This is a genomic window from Kluyvera genomosp. 3, assembly GCF_011765685.1.
Taxonomy (GTDB): domain Bacteria; phylum Pseudomonadota; class Gammaproteobacteria; order Enterobacterales; family Enterobacteriaceae; genus Kluyvera; species Kluyvera georgiana_A.
In genome coordinates this window covers 874,721-893,901 of the sequence record NZ_CP050321.1, presented here as the reverse complement: position 1 = coordinate 893,901, position 19,181 = coordinate 874,721, and the positions used below count along the sequence as shown (strand labels likewise).

Here is a 19,181-nt window from a genome sequence, read left to right as displayed (position 1 = left end):
CGCGCCGACGCCCGTCCAGGCACCGACGCAAACGTTCTCTTTTCCCTGAACTTACCACCGAACACCGAGCTAAACCATCAGGAAAAAAGGGACATCACATTAGCTTATGACCAAAAGTCGCCAAAAAGCATACAGAGGAATCAACTGGAAAAAAGCGAATTACACCACATTTAATTAACAATAATGGTTAACAATTCAGCATAAGATAATATTTCCTGCGAAAAATAGGGCGACTTTCCCGTAACATAAAATTTTATGGATTAATAAAACTAATGCGAAAAAATGGGTGAAATTAGAATTTTTCAAATGAGGGGGAAGACTCCCGGTGGAACCACCGGGAGTAAAAGTGTGAGCGACTTAACGAAGCCACTCCGGCAGGTCATTGAGGCCCATTGCCTGACGGATCAACTGTGGTTTTACGCCGGGCAGCGTATCGGCGAGTTTAAGACCAATATCGCGCAGCAGTTTTTTCGCCGGGTTCTCACCGGCAAACAGTTCGCGGAAGCCCTGCATTCCCGCCAGCATCAGCGCGGCGCTGTGTTTGCGGCTGCGTTCGTAGCGACGCAGATAAAAATGCTGGCCGATATCTTTCCCCTGCGCGTGCAGACGTTTCAGCTCTTCAATCAACTCGGCGGCATCCATAAAGCCCAGATTCACCCCCTGCCCCGCTAGCGGATGAATGGTGTGCGCCGCGTCGCCAACCAGCGCCAGACGGTGCGCGGCAAACTGACGCGCGTAACGCCCGGTCAGCGGGTAAACCTGCCGCTCGCTCTCCACCCGACACAGGCCAAGACGGTTATCAAAAGCAATATTCAGCGCTTTGTTGAACTCGCTTTCCTCCGCCTGCTGCATCCGCTGCGCCTCTTCCGGCGACAGCGACCAGACGATAGAACACAAATGCGGATCGCTGAGCGGCAGAAAAGCCAGAATGCCGTCGCCGTGGAAACTCTGACGCGCTACCGCCTCGTGCGGCGCATCAGTGCGAACGGTCGCCACCAGCGCGTGATGGCGATAGTCCCAGAAAGTCAGCGGAATATCGGCTTTACTACGCAGCCAGGAGTTGGCGCCATCGGCCCCTACCACCAGACGTGCGGTCAGCATGCCGCCGTCTTTCAGCGTCAGAAACGCTTCGTTTTCGCCCCAGGCGACCTGCTGCAATTCCGCAGGCGCCATCAGGGTGATATCCGCGCTACGCTCGGCTTTCTGCCACAGTGCATGATGAATAACCGCATTTTCAACGATATGCCCCAGATGGCTGTAACCCATGCTGCGATCGTCAAATGCAATGCGGCCAAAACTGTCTTTATCCCACACTTCCATGCCGTGGTAGCGGCTGGCGCGCTGGGCGACAATCGCCTGCCAGACATCCAGCTTTGACAGCAGCTTCTCGCTGCCGGCATTAATGGCGGATACGCGCAGCGCAGGCGGCGCATCGGCGGCCAACGCTTGCGGTAACGATTGTTCCAGCACGGCAACCCGCAGGCCGCTGCCCTGTAAACCGCAGGCCACCGCCAGCCCGACCATACCACCGCCTACGATGGCAACATCAACACTTTGCACATTCACTCCTTACAGCTCTTAACGGGCAACCCAGCCCAGCGTCCGCTGCGCCAGCACATCACGGGCAGGGGTAAATAATTCCATCGCCATCAGCCCCACGTTGCGCCCGACAACCAGCGGGGCCCAACGGTTAGCAAACAGATGCACCAGCCCATCGGTAACGCCGATGGTGGCGGCTTTATCCTCCGCCCGCTGACGCTGGTACTGGCAGAGCAACGCATAGTCGCCGATATCCTGACGCGCGGCATGCGCCTGCGCCAGGTTTTCTGCCAGCGTCATCACATCGCGCAAGCCAAGGTTAAACCCCTGTCCGGCGATAGGATGCAGCGTTTGCGCGGCATTACCTACCAGCGCCAGACGGTGCGAAACCGTACGTGTCGCGGTGGTCAGGGAGAGAGGGTATACGTTTCGCGCACCGGCCTGAGTGATACGACCTAAACGCCAGCCGAACGCACGTTGTAATTCGTCACAGAAACGTGAATCGGACCAGCCGAGCACTTCATCATGGCGTTCCCGCGGATGGCACCACACCAGTGAACAGCGGTTCTGCGACATCGGCAGCATCGCCAGCGGGCCATGTTCGGTAAAGCGTTCAAACGCGCGCCCCTGATGCGGGATAGCGGTAGTGACGTTCGCAATCACCGCCAGCTGGTTATACGGCTCCTGCTGCCAGTGAATTCCGCACCGTTCACCTAGCGTTGATCGCGAGCCATCGGCCGCCACCAGCAGCTTGCCGTGCAGCGTTTCGCCGTTATCCAACGTGACGCTGACGCCGTCAGTCTGCCGCTCAACCTGCGCAACGCGCGATGGGCAGTGTAGCGTCACACCGGGAGCGCGGCGCAGCAGGCCGAACAATCGCTGACCAACGTCGTGGAGTTCAACCACGTTGCCCAGCGCCGCCAGACGATAGTCCTGCGCCTCCAGCGTAACAAACCCGGCGTGGCCGCGATCGCTCACGTGAACGGTGGTTATCGGCGTGGCGCAGTCGGCAATGGCCTGCCACAGGTTAATCTTCGTCAGCTGTTGGCAGGTGCCCGCAGCCAGCGCGATCGCCCTGGCATCAAAGCCCGGATGCTGTGCGGCGTCGATATCCGCTGCTTCAACCAGATGCACCGGCAGACGACCCGCCGTCAGCTGCGATACCGCCAGCGCCAGCGTGGCGCCGGTCATCCCGCCGCCGACAATAATCAGGCTCATAGCTGGCGTGCCGCCGCCATCAGCGCCTCAATGTCGTCCGCATTCTTCACGACGCTCGCCGTCAGGTTTTCATTACCGTCTTCGGTAATCAGGATGTCGTCTTCAATACGAACACCGATGCCGCGGTACTCCGCCGGTACGTCCGCGTCCGGCGCAATATACAAGCCCGGTTCAACGGTCAGCACCATGCCTGGCTCCAGTACGCGAGAGCGGTCAGCGCCGTATACGCCCACATCGTGAACGTCCAGCCCCAGCCAGTGGCTCAGGCCATGCATAAAGTACGGGCGGTGCGCGTTATCGGCGATCAACTGATCAATCTCGCCTTTGAGGATCCCCAGACCGTGCAGCCCGGTCACCATGATACGCACCACTTCGCCGGTAACTTCCTGAATGGAAGTGCCCGGACGGTACAGCTCGAGCGCCTTGTACAGCGACGCCAGCACGATGTCGTAAATAGCGCGCTGCGCCGGGGTGAATTTGCCATTTACCGGGAAGGTACGGGTGATGTCACCGGCGTAGCCTTTGTATTCGCAGCCCGCGTCAATCAGCACCAGCTCGCCATCGCGCAGTTCCGATTCATTTTCGGTGTAGTGCAGAATGCAGCCGTTTTCACCGCCGCCGACGATGGTGTTGTAAGACGGGTAGCGCGCGCCGTGGCGAGTAAATTCGTGCAGAATCTCGCCTTCCAGCTGATATTCAAACATCCCAGGACGGCATTTTTCCATGGCGCGAGTATGCGCCAGCGCGCTGATTTCACCGGCGCGGCGCAGGATATCAATCTCTTCGCTGTCCTTGAACAGGCGCATTTCGTGCACCATCGGACGCCAGTCGATCATCGCGTCCGGCGCGGTCAGATTCTGGCGCGAACCTTTGCGCAGTTTATCCAGCGCGGTGAAGACAATCTCATCAGCCCAGGCATATTCCCCCTGCGCGTGATAAATCACGTCAAGGCCGTTCAGCAACTGGAACAACTGCTGGTTGATTTCACTGAATGCCAGCGCGCGGTCAACGCCCAGTTTTTCCGGCGCCGCGTCCTGCCCTAAGCGGCGGCCAAACCAGATTTCCGCCGTCAGGTCGCGAACGCGGTTGAACAGCACGCTGTGATTGTGGGTGTCATCGCTTTTAATCAGCACCAGCAAGGCTTCCGGCTCGTTAAAGCCGGTGAAGTACCAGAAATCGCTATTCTGGCGATAGGGATACTCAGAATCCGCGCTGCGCGTCACCTCTGGCGCGGCAAAAATCAACGCCGCGCTGCCTGGCTTCATTTGCGCCAGCAGTGCCTGGCGGCGGCGGAGAAACGCTTGCTGTGTCATGACATCTCCTTTCAATCCCTTCGCGCTGCGACGAGCAGAGCAGGTATTATGTTTAGTGTAAGGTTGGTTTCCGGACTTCCGGTGCCGTCGGCTGCGGGTGGGTGAAAGTATCGTGGCACAGCAGCGCCGCTACGCGAACGTATTCGATAATTTCTTCCAGCGACATCTCCAGCTCTTCCTGATCTTCATCTTCTTCATAGCCAAGTTGCGCAATATTTCGAAGATCGTCAATGGCTTCGCCCGCTTCTCCCTTCACTTTATCCAGCTTCGGCTGAACCATACCCAAGCCAAGCAGGAAGTGATTCACCCAGCCGGAGAGCGCATCGGCGCGGTCAAACACGCTGACGTCGTCGCCTTCAGGCAGATAAAGCTGAAAAAGGAAGCCGTCATCTTCCAGTGCGTCGCTGGTGGCCGAATGCATGGAGCGCAGTGATTCAGCAAGCTCGTGGCCAAACGCCAGACCTTCGTTAGTCAGGTCGTGAACCAGCGGCTGCCATGAGCTGTCGTTGTTTCCGCCGCAAAGCAGACCGCTGAGCAGGCCGTGCATTTCCGCAGGCGTCAGGCCTACCCCTTGTTGGTTTAACAGCTGGTTCAGCAGGGTGTAACCAGGCATTTCGTTCTGTATAGACATGCGCATTCGTCATTGTTGGGTGGAATTCATGGTATGCTACCACTTTGGACCCTGGAGATACCAGAAAAGGGCTTGTAAGTTCATACCAGGGTAGCTATAGTGTCGCCCCTTCACATCCTGAGAGTGAAGGACGCGCAGTCAATCAGCAGGAAGGTGGCATGTCTGCACAACCCGTCGATATCCAAATTTTTGGCCGTTCACTGCGAGTGAATTGCCCGCCTGAACAAAGAGATGCTTTGAATCAGGCCGCGGACGATCTGAATCAGCGGTTGCAAGATCTGAAAGAACGCACTAGAGTCACAAATACTGAGCAGCTGGTTTTCATCGCCGCGTTGAACATCAGCTACGAGTTAACTCAGGAAAGGGCGAAAACGCGTGACTATGCTTCAAGCATGGAACAGCGCATTCGGATGTTACAACAGACCATTGAACAGGCATTGCTTGACCAGGGTCGCATATCCGATAAATCAGCACCAAACTTTGAATAACACTTTGCAGTTTACTATGGTAGAGTGACTGTGAAGAAAAAATTTCTCTGAGATGTTCGCAAGCGGGCCAGTCCCCTGAGCCGATATTTCATACCACAAGAATGTGGCGCTCCATGGTTGGTGAGCATGCTCGGTCCGTCCGAGAAGCCTTAAAACTGTGACGACGCATTCACCTTGAACCAAGGGTTCAAGGGTTACAGCCTGCGGCGGCATCTCGGAGATTCCCTTCTACCTACCCGGTCTTATGACGCACTCATCTGAGCAACAAAACTCCCGACAAAACATTCGCCAGATTATCCGGCAACGTCGTCGTGCGCTCACACTCCAGCAGCAAATTCTCTACGGCGAACAAGCCGCAGATCGCATGATGGCCTGGCCTCCGGTGGTGATGGCAAAAACCGTTGCGCTGTTTTTGTCTTTTGACGGCGAGCTCGATACCCAGCCTTTAATTGAACAGCTCTGGCGCGCGGGCAAACGCGTATACCTGCCGGTGCTTCATCCGTTCAGCCCTGGCAACCTGCTGTTTCTGCACTACCACCCGCACAGTGAGCTGGTCGTTAACCGCTTGAAAATCCACGAGCCGAGGCTTGATGTGCGTGACGTTCTGCCGCTCGCTAATCTCGACGTGCTGATAACGCCGCTGGTCGCCTTTGATGAACAAGGGCAGCGGTTAGGCATGGGCGGCGGTTTTTATGACCGTACACTGCAAAACTGGCAGCAGCACGGCATCCAGCCCGTCGGCTACGCCCACGATTGCCAGCAGGTTGACACGCTGCCGGTCGAGCAGTGGGATATCCCTCTTCCCGCGGTGATCACACCGTCAAAAGTCTGGCAGTGGTAGGCCCTTTCAGGCAATTGACAGCGTCGTTTTTTTGACCTACATTCCTCGGTAAAGGGTGAGGGAGGCGAACCTCTCTCCTGCGTTCATACTGTTAATATGCTGGCAGAGCGATGATTAACAGAATCAGCAGTATGATGAAGAGTCTCATCATTGTCCCTTTCCTTTCAGGGCCCCTGCTTCGGTAGGGGCTTTGCCGTTTCAGCCCCCTGCTGAGCCCCCATCGTAAATCCCTTTGGCTAAGACACAATGCGCGGCAATGCCTTTAATCACCGTTTGCGGCGAGGCACGTAAAGTGAATGTACGCGTTGCATAAAAGCGAAAAAAAACGGGCAGACCTATGGCCTGCCCGTTTCATCAGTGCGGGAAAATCAGTACAGCAGGCGGGCGCGAACGGTGCCAGGAATCGCCTTCATGCTCTGCAGCGCTTTCTGCGCCACATCCTCTTCGGCTTCAATATCTATAACCACGTAGCCCATCTGCGGCGTAGTTTGCAGATACTGCGCGGCGATGTTAACGCCCTGCTCAGCGAAAATCTGGTTCAGCGCGGTCAGCACGCCAGGACGGTTTTCGTGGATATGCAGCAGACGACGACCGCCGTGCAGCGGCAGCGATACTTCCGGGAAGTTCACGGCAGACAGCGTAGAGCCGTTGTCAGAGTACTTAATCAGTTTACCCGCTACTTCCAGGCCGATATTCTCCTGCGCTTCCTGAGTTGAACCGCCGATGTGCGGCGTCAGGATCACGTTGTCGAATTCGCACAGCGGCGAGGTGAACGGGTCGCTGTTGGTCGCCGGCTCGGTTGGGAAGACGTCGATGGCAGCCCCCGCCAGATGCTTACGCGCCAGCGCGTCGCACAGCGCCGGAATGTCCACCACCGTACCACGCGCGGCGTTAATCAACAGCGAACCAGGCTTCATCAGCGCCAGCTCTTCCGCGCCCATCATATTTTTGGTGGAGGCGTTCTCCGGTACGTGCAGACTCACCACATCGCTCATGTTCAACAGGTCGGATAGATGCTGCACCTGAGTCGCGTTACCTAGTGGCAATTTGCTTTCAATATCATAGAAGTAGACATGCATCCCCAGCGATTCCGCCAGAATGCCGAGCTGGGTACCGATGTGGCCGTAACCGATAATGCCCAATTTTTTACCACGCGCTTCATAGGAGCCCGCGGCCAGTTTGTTCCACACGCCGCGGTGTGCTTTGGCGTTGGCTTCCGGAATGCCGCGCAGCAGCAGCAGCAGTTCGCCAATCACCAGCTCAGCAACGGAACGCGTATTGGAGAACGGCGCGTTGAACACCGGTACGCCGCGTTTAGCCGCGGCTTTCAGATCCACCTGGTTGGTGCCGATGCAGAAGCAGCCTACGGCAACCAGTTTCTCAGCAACAGCGAAGATCTCTTCCGTCAGTTGAGTACGGGAACGCAGGCCGATGAAGTGGGCATCACGGGCAGACTCTTTCAGCTGTTCGCTATCCAGCGCACCCTTGTGAAATTCGATATTGGTGTAACCTGCTGCGCGAAGGCTATCCAGCGCCTTCTGGTGCACGCCTTCAACCAGCAGAAATTTAATTTTGTCTTTTTCCAGTGATACCTTAGCCATTTCCCCGTCCCGTCTTTGTTTTACTGATGTTGTGGTGAACGAAAGTTCACCTAAGCAACATATCAAAAAAAATTATTGCGGCAATATGAACGTTTGCGTCGGCAACATGAGGAAGCCTCACGCAGAGGGAAATGCCAGCATAAAATGCTAAACAGGAAGATAAATGTGGGATGTTAATCAGGCGGAAGATTGAAATGTGACACAAGTCACCAAATTCAGCCTCAATAAAAAAAACAGGGGAATTTGTCATTCCCCTGAGTCAGATCATTTAGTAATGGTTTTCACGCCGTCGGCGGTACCAATCAACGCGACGTCGGCGCCGCGGTTGGCGAACAGGCCCACGGTCACAACGCCAGGGATGCCGTTGATCGCATTTTCCAGCGCGATGGCATCGAGAATCACCAGGCCATGCACGTCGAGGATCACGTTGCCGTTATCGGTCACCACGCCCTGACGATATTCTGGACGACCGCCAAGCTTCACCAGCTCGCGCGCCACGGCGCTGCGCGCCATCGGGATCACTTCTACCGGCAGCGGGAATTGGCCCAGGATATCCACCTGCTTGGAAGCATCGGCGATGCAGATAAACTTATCGGCCACCGAGGCGATGATTTTCTCACGCGTCAGCGCCGCGCCGCCGCCTTTAATCATCTGCATGTGACCGTTAATTTCATCCGCACCGTCCACGTAAATGCCCAGACGGTCAACTTCGTTCAGGTCGAAAACGGTGATGCCGAGGCTTTTCAGCTTCTCGGTTGAGGCATCAGAGCTTGAGACCGCGCCCTCGATTTGTCCTTTCATCGTGCCCAGCGCATCAATAAAGTGCGCCGCGGTAGAGCCCGTGCCTACGCCGACAATCGTACCCGGCTGTACGTATTGAAGGGCCGCCCAGCCTACTGCTTTTTTCAGTTCATCCTGCGTCATGATCGTTATCGCCTGTGGTGTCATCAACTGCCGCGCATTATAGAACAGAACCCCGGCATAATTCGACCCATGGGCCAGACGAATAAAAGATGTAACTCGTGAAGAACTTCACAGTAAATGGCAAATTAATTTCGTCTGTATCCAGGGTAAATTTATGTCATAGTGCTTGATAACACCTACAGGGGAGTATTTCAGAGCAATGAAACGTCCGGACTACAGAACACTACAGGCGCTGGATGCCGTTATCAGGGAACGTGGGTTTGAGCGCGCCGCGCAGAAACTGTGCATCACTCAGTCCGCCGTTTCTCAGCGCATTAAGCAGCTTGAGAATATGTTCGGGCAGCCGCTGCTGGTTCGCACCGTCCCACCACGCCCAACAGAACAAGGACAAAAGCTGCTGGCGTTGTTGCGTCAGGTTGAGCTGCTGGAAGAAGAGTGGTTGGGCGACGAGCAAACCGGCTCCACGCCGCTGCTGCTGTCGCTGGCGGTCAACGCCGACAGTCTGGCAACCTGGCTGCTGCCGGCCCTCGCAGACGTGCTGGCAAACTCCCCTATTCGCCTGAACCTTCAGGTTGAGGACGAAACCCGTACCCAGGAGCGCCTGCGTCGCGGTGAAGTGGTTGGCGCGGTGAGTATTCAGCCGCAGGCGCTGCCAAGCTGCCTGGTCGATCAGCTCGGTGCGCTGGACTATCTGTTTGTCGGCTCCAAAGCGTTCGCCGAGCGCTACTTCCCGAACGGCGTAACTCGCTCTGCGCTGCTGAAAGCGCCCGCCGTGGCCTTTGACCATCTGGACGATATGCATCAGGCGTTTTTACAGCAAAACTTTGACCTGCCGCCGGGCAGCGTGCCGTGCCATATCGTTAACTCATCGGAAGCCTTCGTACAGTTGGCGCGTCAAGGCACCACCTGCTGCATGATTCCACATCTGCAAATTGAGAAAGAGTTAGCCAACGGTGAGCTTATCGACCTTACGCCAGGACTGTTCCAGCGCCGGATGCTGTACTGGCACCGCTTTGCGCCGGAAAGCCGTATGATGCGCAAAGTCACCGATGCGCTGTTGGCTTATGGGCATAAAGTGTTGCGTCAGGACTAAAGCAAAGAAAAACCCCTCGCGTCGCGAGGGGTTGGCAGGATTACTTCGCAGCGGCTGGTGCCGGAGCGGCTGCTGGTGCCGCAGCCTGTTCTGGCTGCAACTGGAAGACGACATCCACCTGGTCATCAAACTGAATAGTCGGCTGCTCGTAAGTTTCCTGGGCGGAAACCGGCGCGGCATCGGCCTTCATCATGCGAACCATCGGGCTTGGCTGGTAGTTAGAGACGTGGTAACGCACGCTGTAAACCGGCCCCAGTTTGCTGTGGAAGCCTGCAGCGAGAGATTGCGCCTGATGAATAGCATCATCAATTGCCGCTTTACGCGCTTTGTCTTTGTAAGCATCCGGTTTCGCTACACCCAGCGATACAGAACGAATCTCGTTTAACCCAGCTTTTAACGCGCCATCCAGCAGCGAGTTCAGCTTATCCAATTGGCGCAGCGTGACTTCGACCGTACGCACCGCACGGTACCCCTTCAACACGCTTTTACCATTCTGATAATCATAGTCTGGCTGGGTACGCAGGTTGGCGGAGCTGATATCGTTTTTCGCCACGCCGTTTTGCTCAAGGAAAGAGAGATATTGCGCAACGCGCTGGTCGGCCTGTTTCTTGGCGCTCGCCGCATCTTTCGCGGCAATATTCACTTCGATGGCCAGCGTCGCGATATCCGGCACCGCCGCTACGCTCGCCGTCCCCGACGTCACAATATGCGGGCCATCAGGCAACTCGTTTGCCTGTACGGACATTGCGCTAAACCCGATTGCTGCGGCCAAAGCCATCACTTTAAACTTCACTGTTGTATCTCCTTGGTTATCACCCGACAACGGGGGTCTTGCCTGCAAGCTTAGCCGCTGCCAGGAGAAAGTCCATCAGATGAGGCCTAGTTAAGAAGCGCGTGCAGATGCCCAACGCCTTCTTTCGCCAGCTGAAAAGCGATAAACCACATTACGATGCCTACCACGAGGTTAATAATGCGCTGCGCTTTCGCCGTGCGCAAACGCGGCGCCAGCCAGGCCGCCAGCAGCGCAAGCGCGAAGAACCAGAGGAATGAGGCGCTGATGGTCCCCAGCGCAAACCAGCGCTTCGGCACCGCATCCAACTGGCCGCCTAAGCTGCCCAGCACCACAAAGGTGTCGAGATAAACGTGCGGGTTGAGCCACGTGACCGCCAGCATCGTGGCGATAATTTTCCAGCGCCCCTGCTTCATCACCTCGGCGGTCGCCAGTTCAATATTGCTCCCCATCGCGGTTTTCAGCGCCCCGAAGCCATACCACAGCAGAAACGCCACGCCGCCCCAGGTGACCAGGGCCAGCAGCCACGGCGAAGACATCAACAGCGCGCTGCCGCCGAAGACACCTGCGCAGATAAGCAGCAGATCGCTCACCGCGCAGAGAAGCGCAATCATCAGATGGTACTGGCGACGAATGCCCTGATTCATCACGAACGCATTCTGTGGCCCGAGCGGAAGTATCATGGCCGCGCCAAGTACAAGACCTTGAAAATAATAAGATATCACGATAGTTTTCTTTATGTTGTTCAGGAATGGCGCTGACTATAACGCGATAAAATTATTAGAGGAAATTGATAATTTTAATAGGATATAAATATTTCTAATGTCGTTACGCATAAAAATGCCGAACATCAGTCCGGCATTTTTGAACAGCAAGACGTTACTCTGCGGAAGGGGTTCCCGGCTTCATATTCACATCGAGCTGCGGGTAAGGAAAACTGATGCCGTTGGCGTCAAACTCGCGTTTGATGCGCTCAAGCACGTCCCAGTAGACATTTTGCAGATCGCCGCTGAGGCTCCACGCGCGTACGACAAAGTTAACCGATGACGGCGCCAGCTCATTCAGACGCACGGTGATTTCGCGATCTTTCAGCACGCGCTTATCCGACTCCAGAATCGTCGTCAGAATCTGCTTAACCTTATCGATATCCGCATCGTAAGAGACGCCGATAATAAATTCATTACGGCGCGCAGGCTCACGCGAGAAGTTAATAATATTGCCGGCGATAATTTTGCCGTTCGGGATCACCACAATTTTACCGTCGACGGTACGCATGGTGGTGGAGAAAATCTGCACATTCAGCACGGTACCGGCCACGCCGCCCAGATCGACATACTCGCCCGCGCGGAACGGGCGGAACATCACCAGCAGCACGCCCGCCGCCAGGTTGGACAGCGAACCTTGCAGCGCCAGACCCACGGCCAAACCGGCGGCACCGAGTACGGCGATGACCGAAGCGGTCTGCACGCCCACGCGCCCAAGCGCGGCAATCAGCGTGAAGGCAATCACCGCATAGCGCACCAGCGCGGAGAGAAAATCGGCGACGGTGGCGTCAATTTTACGCGCCAGCATCAGGCGGTTGACGGTGTTGGAGATAACGCGCGCGGCGATCATCCCCACAATGATTATCGCGATTGCCGCAACGATATTGACCGCATAGCTCAGCAGTAATTCCTGGTTGCGCACCAGCCATGAACCGGCGTCGTTTATGCTATCGACAACGTTTAAATCTTCCATTCAATATTCCTTATGGATACCCGGATGGGAAACTAAAAACGGCCTGCAAAAGTGCAGGCAGGTATAAAGGGTAAACAAAAAATGAGATTTTTGCCAAGTTGATCACGTTTTAATGCCCATCCATCGTATTGAAAAGGCAATAAAAAAGCCCGCCATACGGCGGGCTTTCGGCAAAAATAAGGCTTTTCTTACAGAACGTCTTTCGCGTTCAGTTCAGTGAAAGCCTGCTCCAGACGAGCGATCATGGAAGTCTGGCCGGCACGCAGCCATACGCGCGGATCGTAGTATTTCTTGTTCGGCTGGTCTTCGCCTTTCGGGTTGCCCAGCTGGCCCTGCAGGTAAGCTTCGTTCTCTTTGTAGTAGTTCAGGATACCTTCCCAGGTTGCCCACTGGGTGTCGGTATCGATGTTCATTTTCACTACGCCGTAGCTTACGGAATCTTTGATTTCCTGGGCAGTAGAACCGGAACCGCCGTGGAAGACGAAGTTCAGGCTGTTGTGCGGCAGGTTGTGTTTCTTGGACACGTATTCCTGAGAATCACGCAGGATGGTCGGGGTCAGAACCACGTTACCCGGCTTGTAAACGCCGTGTACGTTACCGAAGGAAGCGGCGATGGTGAAACGCGGGCTGATTTTGCTCAGCTCGGTGTACGCGTAATCAACGTCTTCCGGCTGGGTGTACAGGGCAGAAGCGTCCATGTGGCTGTTGTCCACGCCGTCTTCTTCACCACCGGTGCAACCCAGTTCGATTTCCAGGGTCATGCCCATTTTGGACATACGCGCCAGGTATTTGGAGCAGATTTCGATGTTCTCGTGCAGAGACTCTTCGGACAGATCGATCATGTGGGAAGAGAACAGCGGCTTACCGGTTGCAGCGAAGTGTTTTTCGCCAGCGTCCAGCAGACCGTCGATCCACGGCAGCAGTTTCTTCGCGCAGTGGTCAGTGTGCAGGATAACCGGAACACCGTAGTGCTCAGCCATCTGGTGAACGTGATGCGCACCGGAGATAGCGCCCAGGATTGCAGCACCCTGAGGAACGTCGGTTTTCACGCCTTTACCTGCGATGAACGCAGCGCCGCCGTTGGAGAACTGTACGATAACCGGCGCTTTAACTTTTGCAGCGGTTTCCAGTACGGCGTTGATGGAGTCGGTGCCCACGCAGTTAACTGCCGGCAGAGCAAAGTTGTTTTCTTTTGCTACCTGGAACACTTTCTGAACGTCGTCGCCAGTGATGACGCCCGGTTTTACGAAATCAAAAATTTTAGACATGTTACGTAGTCCTGTATCTGTATCTTCGGCCGTTGAAGAAGGTTCGCGAGCTGTTACGCGCGCTGAAAAACAGGCGGGTTTCCCCGCCTGAACTGAATTACTTCTTAGCGCGCTCTTCGAGCATAGCTACTGCCGGCAGTACTTTGCCTTCCACGAATTCGAGGAATGCGCCGCCGCCAGTGGAGATGTAGGAGATTTTGTCAGCAATACCGAACAGGTCGATTGCTGCCAGAGTGTCGCCGCCGCCTGCGATAGAGAATGCTTCGCTGTCTGCGATCGCGTTAGCAACGATTTCAGTGCCTTTACGGAAGTTCGGGAATTCGAACACGCCGACCGGGCCGTTCCACAGGATGGTTTTGGCGTTTTTCAGGATTTCAGCCAGTTTCTCTGCGGAAGCGTCGCCCAGATCCAGAATCTGCTCGTCATCTTTGATGTCGTTTACAGATTTCAGGGTCGCGGTTGCGGTTTCAGAGAACTCGGTCGCTACGCGAACGTCGGTCGGAACCGGGATATCACAGGTGGTCAGCAGACGCTTAGCTTCGTCAACCAGGTCAGCTTCGTACAGGGATTTACCCACGTTGTGGCCTTGAGCGGCAACGAAGGTGTTCGCGATACCACCGCCAACGATCAGCTGGTCAGCGATTTTAGACAGCGAGTCCAGAACGGTCAGTTTGGTAGAAACTTTAGAACCACCAACGATAGCAACCATCGGGCGAGCCGGCTCTTTCAGCGCTTTACCCAGTGCGTCCAGTTCAGCCGCCAGCAGCGGGCCTGCGCACGCAACGTCAGCAAACTTGCCGATACCGTGAGTAGAAGCCTGTGCACGGTGTGCAGTACCGAAGGCGTCCATCACGAATACGTCGCACAGTGCAGCGTATTTTTTGGACAGCGCTTCGTCGTCTTTCTTCTCGCCTTTGTTGAAGCGAACGTTTTCCAGAACAACCAGCTCACCGGCAGCAACTTCAACGCCGTCCAGGTAATCTTTAACCAGACGAACCGGAGCAGACAGTTTGTCTTTCAGGTAATTAACAACCGGCAGCAGAGAGAATTCTTCGTTGTACTCGCCTTCGGTCGGACGACCCAGGTGAGAAGTCACCATCACTTTCGCACCCTGTTTCAGCGCCAGCTCAATGGTCGGCAGAGAAGCACGGATACGCGCGTCGCTGGTTACTTTCCCTTCTTTAACCGGTACGTTCAGATCCGCACGGATGAAAACGCGTTTACCAGCCAGATCCAGATCGGTCATCTTAATTACAGACATGGTGAATCCTCTCGTTGATACTTAAAGTTTTGTCGACGCTCAAGCGTCGAGCCTGAAACCAATAGCGGCCATTGCTAACGTGGTGTCGAGCATTCGGTTAGCAAAGCCCCATTCGTTATCACACCAGACCAGCGTTTTGATCAGGTGAGCACCGCTGACCCGCGTCTGCGTGCCATCGACAATGGCACTGTGCGGATCGTGGTTAAAATCAGTGGAGACCAACGGTAATTCCGTATAGTCAACTATACCATGAAATGCACCCTGTGCTGCTTTTTGCAGCAACTGGTTGACTTCATTCGCTTTTACAGGTTTTTTCACCGTCACGCTCAGGTCAATTGCCGTCACGTTGATGGTCGGCACACGCACCGCAATCGCCTCAAAACGGTCACCAAACTGCGGGAAAATACGGGCAATCCCCGCAGCAAGTTTAGTATCAACCGGAATAATCGACTGGCTTGCCGCGCGCGTCCGGCGTAAATCCGGATGATAGGCGTCTATCACCTGCTGGTCATGCATCGCAGAGTGAATGGTGGTAACCGTACCGGACTCAATGCCATAAGCATCATCCAACAATTTAATGACGGGAATTATGCAATTCGTGGTACAGGAGGCGTTGGAAACAATACGATGTTCCGCACGCAATTCGTGTTGATTGACCCCATAGACGACGGTGGCGTCGAGATCGTTGCTGCCAGGATGTGAAAAGAGCACCTTCTTCGCGCCAGCGGCGATATGCGCTTCGCCGTCTTCACGGTTGCCATATACGCCGGTACAGTCGAGCACCACATCCACCGACAGTTCACGCCAGGGCAGTGCTTCTATAGACCGTTCGTGCAGAAGACGGATGGCGTCGTCGCCGACAAACAGCTGCTCGCGCTCCTGGCGAACATCCCAGGCAAAACGCCCGTGGCTGGTGTCATATTTCAACAAATGGGCGATGCCGGCGGCATCAGCCAGTTCGTTAATGGCAACCACGGTGATCTCCGCACGGCGTCCGGATTCATACAAAGCACGAACCACATTACGGCCAATGCGACCGAAGCCATTAATCGCTACGCGTACGCTCATAGGTCTCCTGCAAGGTTATCCCGAAGCAAAGTGGCAAACAGAGTAATGCAGCCGCTCGTTCAGGGAAACCTTACCCGCCACAAACCGTGACTGATTGGTTAAATGTCGAACAATCTATCGACTGAAACGCTTCAGCTAGAATAAGCGAAATGTGGAATAAAAGGAATGTTTGTCCAGACAAACGCGCCAGTAATCTGACGCGCATCACATTTTTACAGGAATAATCGCCGAAGAAATTCCATCGACTCCTCACCGCCTTAACTGGCGGTCCCCATTGCCGGGCAAAGCCAACAACGGGCCAGCATGGCGCTAATATTATTAGCTAAAGATTAGCTTATCGCTGCGCGAGTCACAGAATCCTCTTTTCGTAATGATAAACTCACCAGCCATTATAAAAATGCCTGAAAAAAGCACACGCTCTAATTAATCAATATCGAGCAGGAAATATAAACCTGCAAAATATATTCATTGAAACAAAATATTTTAACGCGAATCACGACGTGCATTAGGAAAAATTCACTGGCGTCACCCATTAAAATATTCACAAGGATGATTTATGAAGCAGCAAATGCAAATGATCGGGCAAGCGATGCTAGTCCCGATATCCATTATAACCATTGGTTCAATGTTTATGGGATTCGGCAGCGCGTTTACAAATAAAGAAACGCTGGAGGCGTTACATCTTGGCGTGCTATTTGATAAAGAGTCGCTGTTCTTTATTACGTTCAGCGTAATGAAAGCAACGGGCGATGTGGTATTCAGAAACCTTCCGCTGTTTTTCTCCATCGGCGTGGCTTTCGGCCTGGCCAAAAAAGAGAAAGGCTGGGCGGCATTCTCCGGCGCCGTGTGCTTTATGTCGATGCATTTCATCCTCAGCACGCTACTGACGCTGCACGGGCTGAACGAACAAACCACTACGGCAAACTGGTTTATCAACCAGCGCCACCTTGACCCCGTTGCTGCGGTACAGGAAGCCTCCATTTATACCACCGAATTAGGGATGTTCACCTATCGGATGAGCGTTTTCGGCGGCATGGCAGTCGGTCTCGCGACCTCCTGGCTGCACAACCGTCTGTATAACGTTAAGCTGCCGATGGTGCTGTCATTTTTCGCCGGCACTCGTACCGTGCCTATTGTGACGCTGGTCGTCGGCGCGCTGATGGGCTCTGCGCTTTATCTTATCTGGCCCCCCATAGGCTGGATGCTGGCGCAGTTCAGTAAGCTTATCGGCGATTCCGGATTATTTGGCACCTTTATCTGGGCGGTCGCCGACAAATCGCTGCTGCCGGTTGGTCTGCATCACCTGATCACGACGCCCATTCGTTTGACCGAACTCGGCGGTTCGATGGAAGTGTGCGGCAAGCTGGTCAGCGGAACCACCAACATTTATATGGCGCAATTGGGGTGCAACGAAACCCAGGAGCTGCTGGTCCGCGGTTTCCAGTCGGGGCGCGTCGTGACCCACTTCGGCGCGCTGCCCGGCGCGGCGCTGGCGATGTATCACTGCTCCCGTTCCCAGCATAAAAAGGTCGTCGCCGGTCTCTTGCTGCCCGTGGTGGCAACCATGATCCTTTTTGGCGTAACTGAGCCCATCGAATATACCTTTCTGTTCGTCGCCCCCTGGCTTTTTTATCTGGTTCACGTGCCGCTCACCGGTTTACTCTTTGTTTTAACCGAAATGGCTAACGTTTCTATTTATGGCGGCTGCCTGAAAGATATTCTCCCTGTATTACTCCAGCCGGGGAAATTAAATCTATGGGGATACCTATGGTTAATCCCGCTGTTTTTTATCATCTATTACGTTTTATTCCGCTATTTAATCATCCGCTTTAACGTGATGACTCCAGGCCGAGAGGAGGAAGACGCTGGAGAAGATGACGTTAAGCTTTTCAGTAAGCAAGATTTTAAAAATAAAACCACCCCGGTCTCAGAACAACCACAGGCCGATGCATTTGCGATGCAAATTATTGCGGCCTTCGGCGGCAAGGAAAATATCGCGCAGTTTGATAACTGTATTTCCCGCCTGCGCGTTGAAGTGCGCGATCCCGCTCGCGTCGCAGGCGATGACGTATGGAAGAAGACTCTGCGCGCAAAAGGCGTGGTGCGCGTCGGTGAAAAAGGCTGGCAAATCATCTACGGCGCCGAGGTGGTGATGATTGCTGGCGACTGCAAAGAATGGCTTGAGGAGGAGTAATGGATAACATGACCACGGAGCGCATCGAATACCTGGCTCATCCCTACGAACAAAAACGACTCCTGACGCTGCCGTTCGAACTGACGCCTGATGTTGAACGCCTGGAAATCAGCTACCGCTTTGCCGATGGCAACGCGGTGGATTTGGGCCTGAAAGTAGGTGAAGAACTCCTCGGCTGGAGCGGCGGCGCGCGTCGGCAGATCGTCGTCAGCGAAACCTTCGCCACGCCCGGCTATCGGCGTGGCGCACTGCCTCACGGGAGAGGATACGTACTGCTGGGGCTGCATAAAATCACCACCGTATGCCATATTCACGTCGAGATCGTTCGCTATCACAAAACAGAGCGCTGGCTGCGCGGAGACACCCACCTGCACTCCGAGCACAGTGACGGCAAGCTGAGCATCAGCGAATTGATTGCCAGAGCCCGCACGCACAACCACGATTTCCTCTGTTTTACCGATCACAATACCGTGACGCAAAACCGGGAAATCGACGGCATCAACACAGCGCTGAGCCTGATTCCCGGCATGGAGTTGACCACACAACTCGGGCACGTCAATTTTGTAGGCGTCGCCGAGCCGGTATTCAGCTTTCTGCCCTGCGCGACGGAAGTGGACATCACGCTGAAGATAGCGGAGGCGCGCAGCAACGGCGCCTGGATCGGTATTAATCATCCCTTCTGTCAACACTGTCCGTGGCTGCTGCCGTTTATCAACTACGACTGGCTGGAGCTATGGAACGGCCCGTGGGAGGCCACAACCCACAACGAAGCCACCTTTCAGTACTGGCTCCAGAAACTGCGCGAGGGGCAAAACATTGCGGTCACCTCCGGCAGCGACTTTCACAAAGAAAAGCAATTTACGCTCCCCACGCTCAACGTCCGCAGCCGTAGCCACGAACGCGACGATATTCTACGGGCGATAGCCAACGGTCAAAGCTACATGCAGAGCCACGATGATATCCAACTGCGCCAGTTTACCGCCGGAGAGGCCGGGCCGGGCGAAGCCAGCGCCAGCTTGACGCTGCATCTCGATCTCAATGTCCCCACTCATCACCAGGTTCTGCTCTATACCCAGCATCAGGTTTATGAATTGCCGCACCGCGGCGGCGTGGTGAAACAAGACATACGCTGGGCCGACAGCCGTTTTGCCTTCCTGCGGGTAAACGATGGCCACAGTGCCCAGTTGATTACCAACCCCATTTTCAGGGAGTGAA

At 55.0% G+C, this 19,181-nt stretch carries 17 protein-coding genes and 1 other RNA gene; 6 read left to right on the top strand and 12 right to left on the bottom strand.

Going from position 1 to position 19,181, the window contains the following annotated elements:
• Positions 1-357 precede the first annotated feature (357 nt).
• The 4 genes from ubiI to GY169_RS04235 are packed head-to-tail and all read right to left on the bottom strand — an operon-like array spanning position 358 to position 4,701.
• Entirely contained in the window at positions 358-1,560 is a 1,203-nt protein-coding gene (ubiI, locus tag GY169_RS04250; RefSeq protein ID WP_167575057.1) for an FAD-dependent 2-octaprenylphenol hydroxylase, read from the bottom strand.
• An 18-nt stretch (positions 1,561-1,578) separates the two neighbouring features.
• Positions 1,579-2,757 carry a 2-octaprenyl-6-methoxyphenyl hydroxylase gene (gene ubiH / locus GY169_RS04245; RefSeq protein ID WP_167575056.1) on the bottom strand — a complete coding sequence of 393 codons (1,179 nt, stop codon included), beginning with the start codon at positions 2,755-2,757 and terminating at the stop codon, positions 1,579-1,581.
• On the bottom strand, positions 2,754-4,070 hold the full coding sequence (gene pepP / locus GY169_RS04240; protein WP_167575055.1) for a Xaa-Pro aminopeptidase: 1,317 nt from the start codon (positions 4,068-4,070) through the stop codon (positions 2,754-2,756). The genes ubiH and pepP overlap by 4 nt, the downstream gene beginning before the upstream one ends.
• A 52-nt stretch (positions 4,071-4,122) precedes the next feature.
• On the bottom strand, positions 4,123-4,701 hold the full coding sequence (locus GY169_RS04235) for a YecA family protein (protein WP_163446049.1): 579 nt from the start codon (positions 4,699-4,701) through the stop codon (positions 4,123-4,125).
• A gap of 158 nt (positions 4,702-4,859) precedes the next feature.
• On the opposite strand from GY169_RS04235, the gene zapA reads away from it, so the two are divergent.
• From zapA to GY169_RS04220, 3 genes are all read left to right on the top strand, one after another.
• Complete coding sequence (gene zapA, locus GY169_RS04230) at positions 4,860-5,189, top strand: cell division protein ZapA (protein ID WP_064542733.1); 330 nt, start codon at positions 4,860-4,862, stop codon at positions 5,187-5,189.
• Between the two features lie 41 nt (positions 5,190-5,230).
• Positions 5,231-5,414: non-coding RNA, 6S RNA (gene ssrS, locus GY169_RS04225), on the top strand.
• Between the two features lie 19 nt (positions 5,415-5,433).
• Positions 5,434-6,030 carry a 5-formyltetrahydrofolate cyclo-ligase gene (locus GY169_RS04220; protein ID WP_163446048.1) on the top strand — a complete coding sequence of 199 codons (597 nt, stop codon included), beginning with the start codon at positions 5,434-5,436 and terminating at the stop codon, positions 6,028-6,030.
• A 368-nt stretch (positions 6,031-6,398) separates the two neighbouring features.
• Here the strand turns inward: GY169_RS04220 and serA are convergent, their stop codons facing one another.
• Together serA and rpiA are read right to left on the bottom strand one after the other, a co-directional pair.
• Entirely contained in the window at positions 6,399-7,631 is a 1,233-nt protein-coding gene (gene serA / locus GY169_RS04215; RefSeq protein ID WP_064542727.1) for a phosphoglycerate dehydrogenase, read from the bottom strand.
• 264 nt (positions 7,632-7,895) lie between these two features.
• A complete protein-coding gene (gene rpiA, locus GY169_RS04210) occupies positions 7,896-8,555 on the bottom strand; it encodes a ribose-5-phosphate isomerase RpiA (RefSeq protein WP_167575054.1) in 660 nt (219 codons plus the stop codon).
• Positions 8,556-8,754: 199 nt separating this feature from the next.
• On the opposite strand from rpiA, the gene argP reads away from it, so the two are divergent.
• Complete coding sequence (gene argP / locus GY169_RS04205) at positions 8,755-9,648, top strand: DNA-binding transcriptional regulator ArgP (RefSeq protein WP_163446046.1); 894 nt, start codon at positions 8,755-8,757, stop codon at positions 9,646-9,648.
• A gap of 40 nt (positions 9,649-9,688) precedes the next feature.
• On the opposite strand, the gene GY169_RS04200 is transcribed toward argP, so the two are convergent.
• From GY169_RS04200 to epd, 6 genes are all read right to left on the bottom strand, one after another.
• A complete protein-coding gene (locus GY169_RS04200; protein ID WP_167575053.1) occupies positions 9,689-10,441 on the bottom strand; it encodes an oxidative stress defense protein in 753 nt (250 codons plus the stop codon).
• Between the two features lie 86 nt (positions 10,442-10,527).
• The gene (gene argO, locus GY169_RS04195) at positions 10,528-11,163 is read right to left on the bottom strand and encodes an arginine exporter ArgO (RefSeq protein WP_163446044.1); all 636 of its coding nucleotides are present in this window, start codon (positions 11,161-11,163) and stop codon (positions 10,528-10,530) included.
• Between the two features lie 154 nt (positions 11,164-11,317).
• Positions 11,318-12,175, bottom strand: coding sequence for a small-conductance mechanosensitive channel MscS (mscS, locus tag GY169_RS04190; RefSeq protein ID WP_163446043.1), 858 nt, complete (start codon positions 12,173-12,175; stop codon positions 11,318-11,320).
• A 188-nt stretch (positions 12,176-12,363) separates the two neighbouring features.
• Positions 12,364-13,443, bottom strand: a complete 1,080-nt coding sequence (gene fbaA, locus GY169_RS04185) for a class II fructose-bisphosphate aldolase (RefSeq protein ID WP_163446042.1) — start codon at positions 13,441-13,443, stop codon at positions 12,364-12,366.
• 97 nt (positions 13,444-13,540) lie between these two features.
• Positions 13,541-14,704, bottom strand: coding sequence for a phosphoglycerate kinase (pgk, locus tag GY169_RS04180; RefSeq protein WP_064542708.1), 1,164 nt, complete (start codon positions 14,702-14,704; stop codon positions 13,541-13,543).
• Between the two features lie 39 nt (positions 14,705-14,743).
• Positions 14,744-15,772 carry an erythrose-4-phosphate dehydrogenase gene (epd, locus tag GY169_RS04175; protein WP_163446041.1) on the bottom strand — a complete coding sequence of 343 codons (1,029 nt, stop codon included), beginning with the start codon at positions 15,770-15,772 and terminating at the stop codon, positions 14,744-14,746.
• A gap of 556 nt (positions 15,773-16,328) precedes the next feature.
• Between epd and GY169_RS04170 the strand changes: the two genes are divergently transcribed.
• Both GY169_RS04170 and GY169_RS04165 read left to right on the top strand, forming a co-directional pair.
• Complete coding sequence (locus tag GY169_RS04170) at positions 16,329-17,966, top strand: PTS transporter subunit EIIC (protein WP_167575052.1); 1,638 nt, start codon at positions 16,329-16,331, stop codon at positions 17,964-17,966.
• Entirely contained in the window at positions 17,966-19,180 is a 1,215-nt protein-coding gene (locus GY169_RS04165) for a CehA/McbA family metallohydrolase (protein WP_167575051.1), read from the top strand. The genes GY169_RS04170 and GY169_RS04165 overlap by 1 nt, the downstream gene beginning before the upstream one ends.
• Position 19,181: the final 1 nt, after the last annotated feature.

Coding starts and splice junctions, on each gene's coding strand:
- mscS (WP_163446043.1), bottom strand. CDS start 12,175: ATGGAAGATTTAAACGTTGTCGATAGCATAAACGACGCCGGTTCATGG.
- serA (WP_064542727.1), bottom strand. CDS start 7,631: ATGGCTAAGGTATCACTGGAAAAAGACAAAATTAAATTTCTGCTGGTT.
- GY169_RS04220 (WP_163446048.1), top strand. CDS start 5,434: ATGACGCACTCATCTGAGCAACAAAACTCCCGACAAAACATTCGCCAG.
- argP (WP_163446046.1), top strand. CDS start 8,755: ATGAAACGTCCGGACTACAGAACACTACAGGCGCTGGATGCCGTTATC.
- GY169_RS04165 (WP_167575051.1), top strand. CDS start 17,966: ATGGATAACATGACCACGGAGCGCATCGAATACCTGGCTCATCCCTAC.
- fbaA (WP_163446042.1), bottom strand. CDS start 13,443: ATGTCTAAAATTTTTGATTTCGTAAAACCGGGCGTCATCACTGGCGAC.
- ubiH (WP_167575056.1), bottom strand. CDS start 2,757: ATGAGCCTGATTATTGTCGGCGGCGGGATGACCGGCGCCACGCTGGCG.
- zapA (WP_064542733.1), top strand. CDS start 4,860: ATGTCTGCACAACCCGTCGATATCCAAATTTTTGGCCGTTCACTGCGA.
- GY169_RS04170 (WP_167575052.1), top strand. CDS start 16,329: ATGAAGCAGCAAATGCAAATGATCGGGCAAGCGATGCTAGTCCCGATA.
- epd (WP_163446041.1), bottom strand. CDS start 15,772: ATGAGCGTACGCGTAGCGATTAATGGCTTCGGTCGCATTGGCCGTAAT.
- GY169_RS04235 (WP_163446049.1), bottom strand. CDS start 4,701: ATGTCTATACAGAACGAAATGCCTGGTTACACCCTGCTGAACCAGCTG.
- rpiA (WP_167575054.1), bottom strand. CDS start 8,555: ATGACGCAGGATGAACTGAAAAAAGCAGTAGGCTGGGCGGCCCTTCAA.
- pepP (WP_167575055.1), bottom strand. CDS start 4,070: ATGACACAGCAAGCGTTTCTCCGCCGCCGCCAGGCACTGCTGGCGCAA.
- pgk (WP_064542708.1), bottom strand. CDS start 14,704: ATGTCTGTAATTAAGATGACCGATCTGGATCTGGCTGGTAAACGCGTT.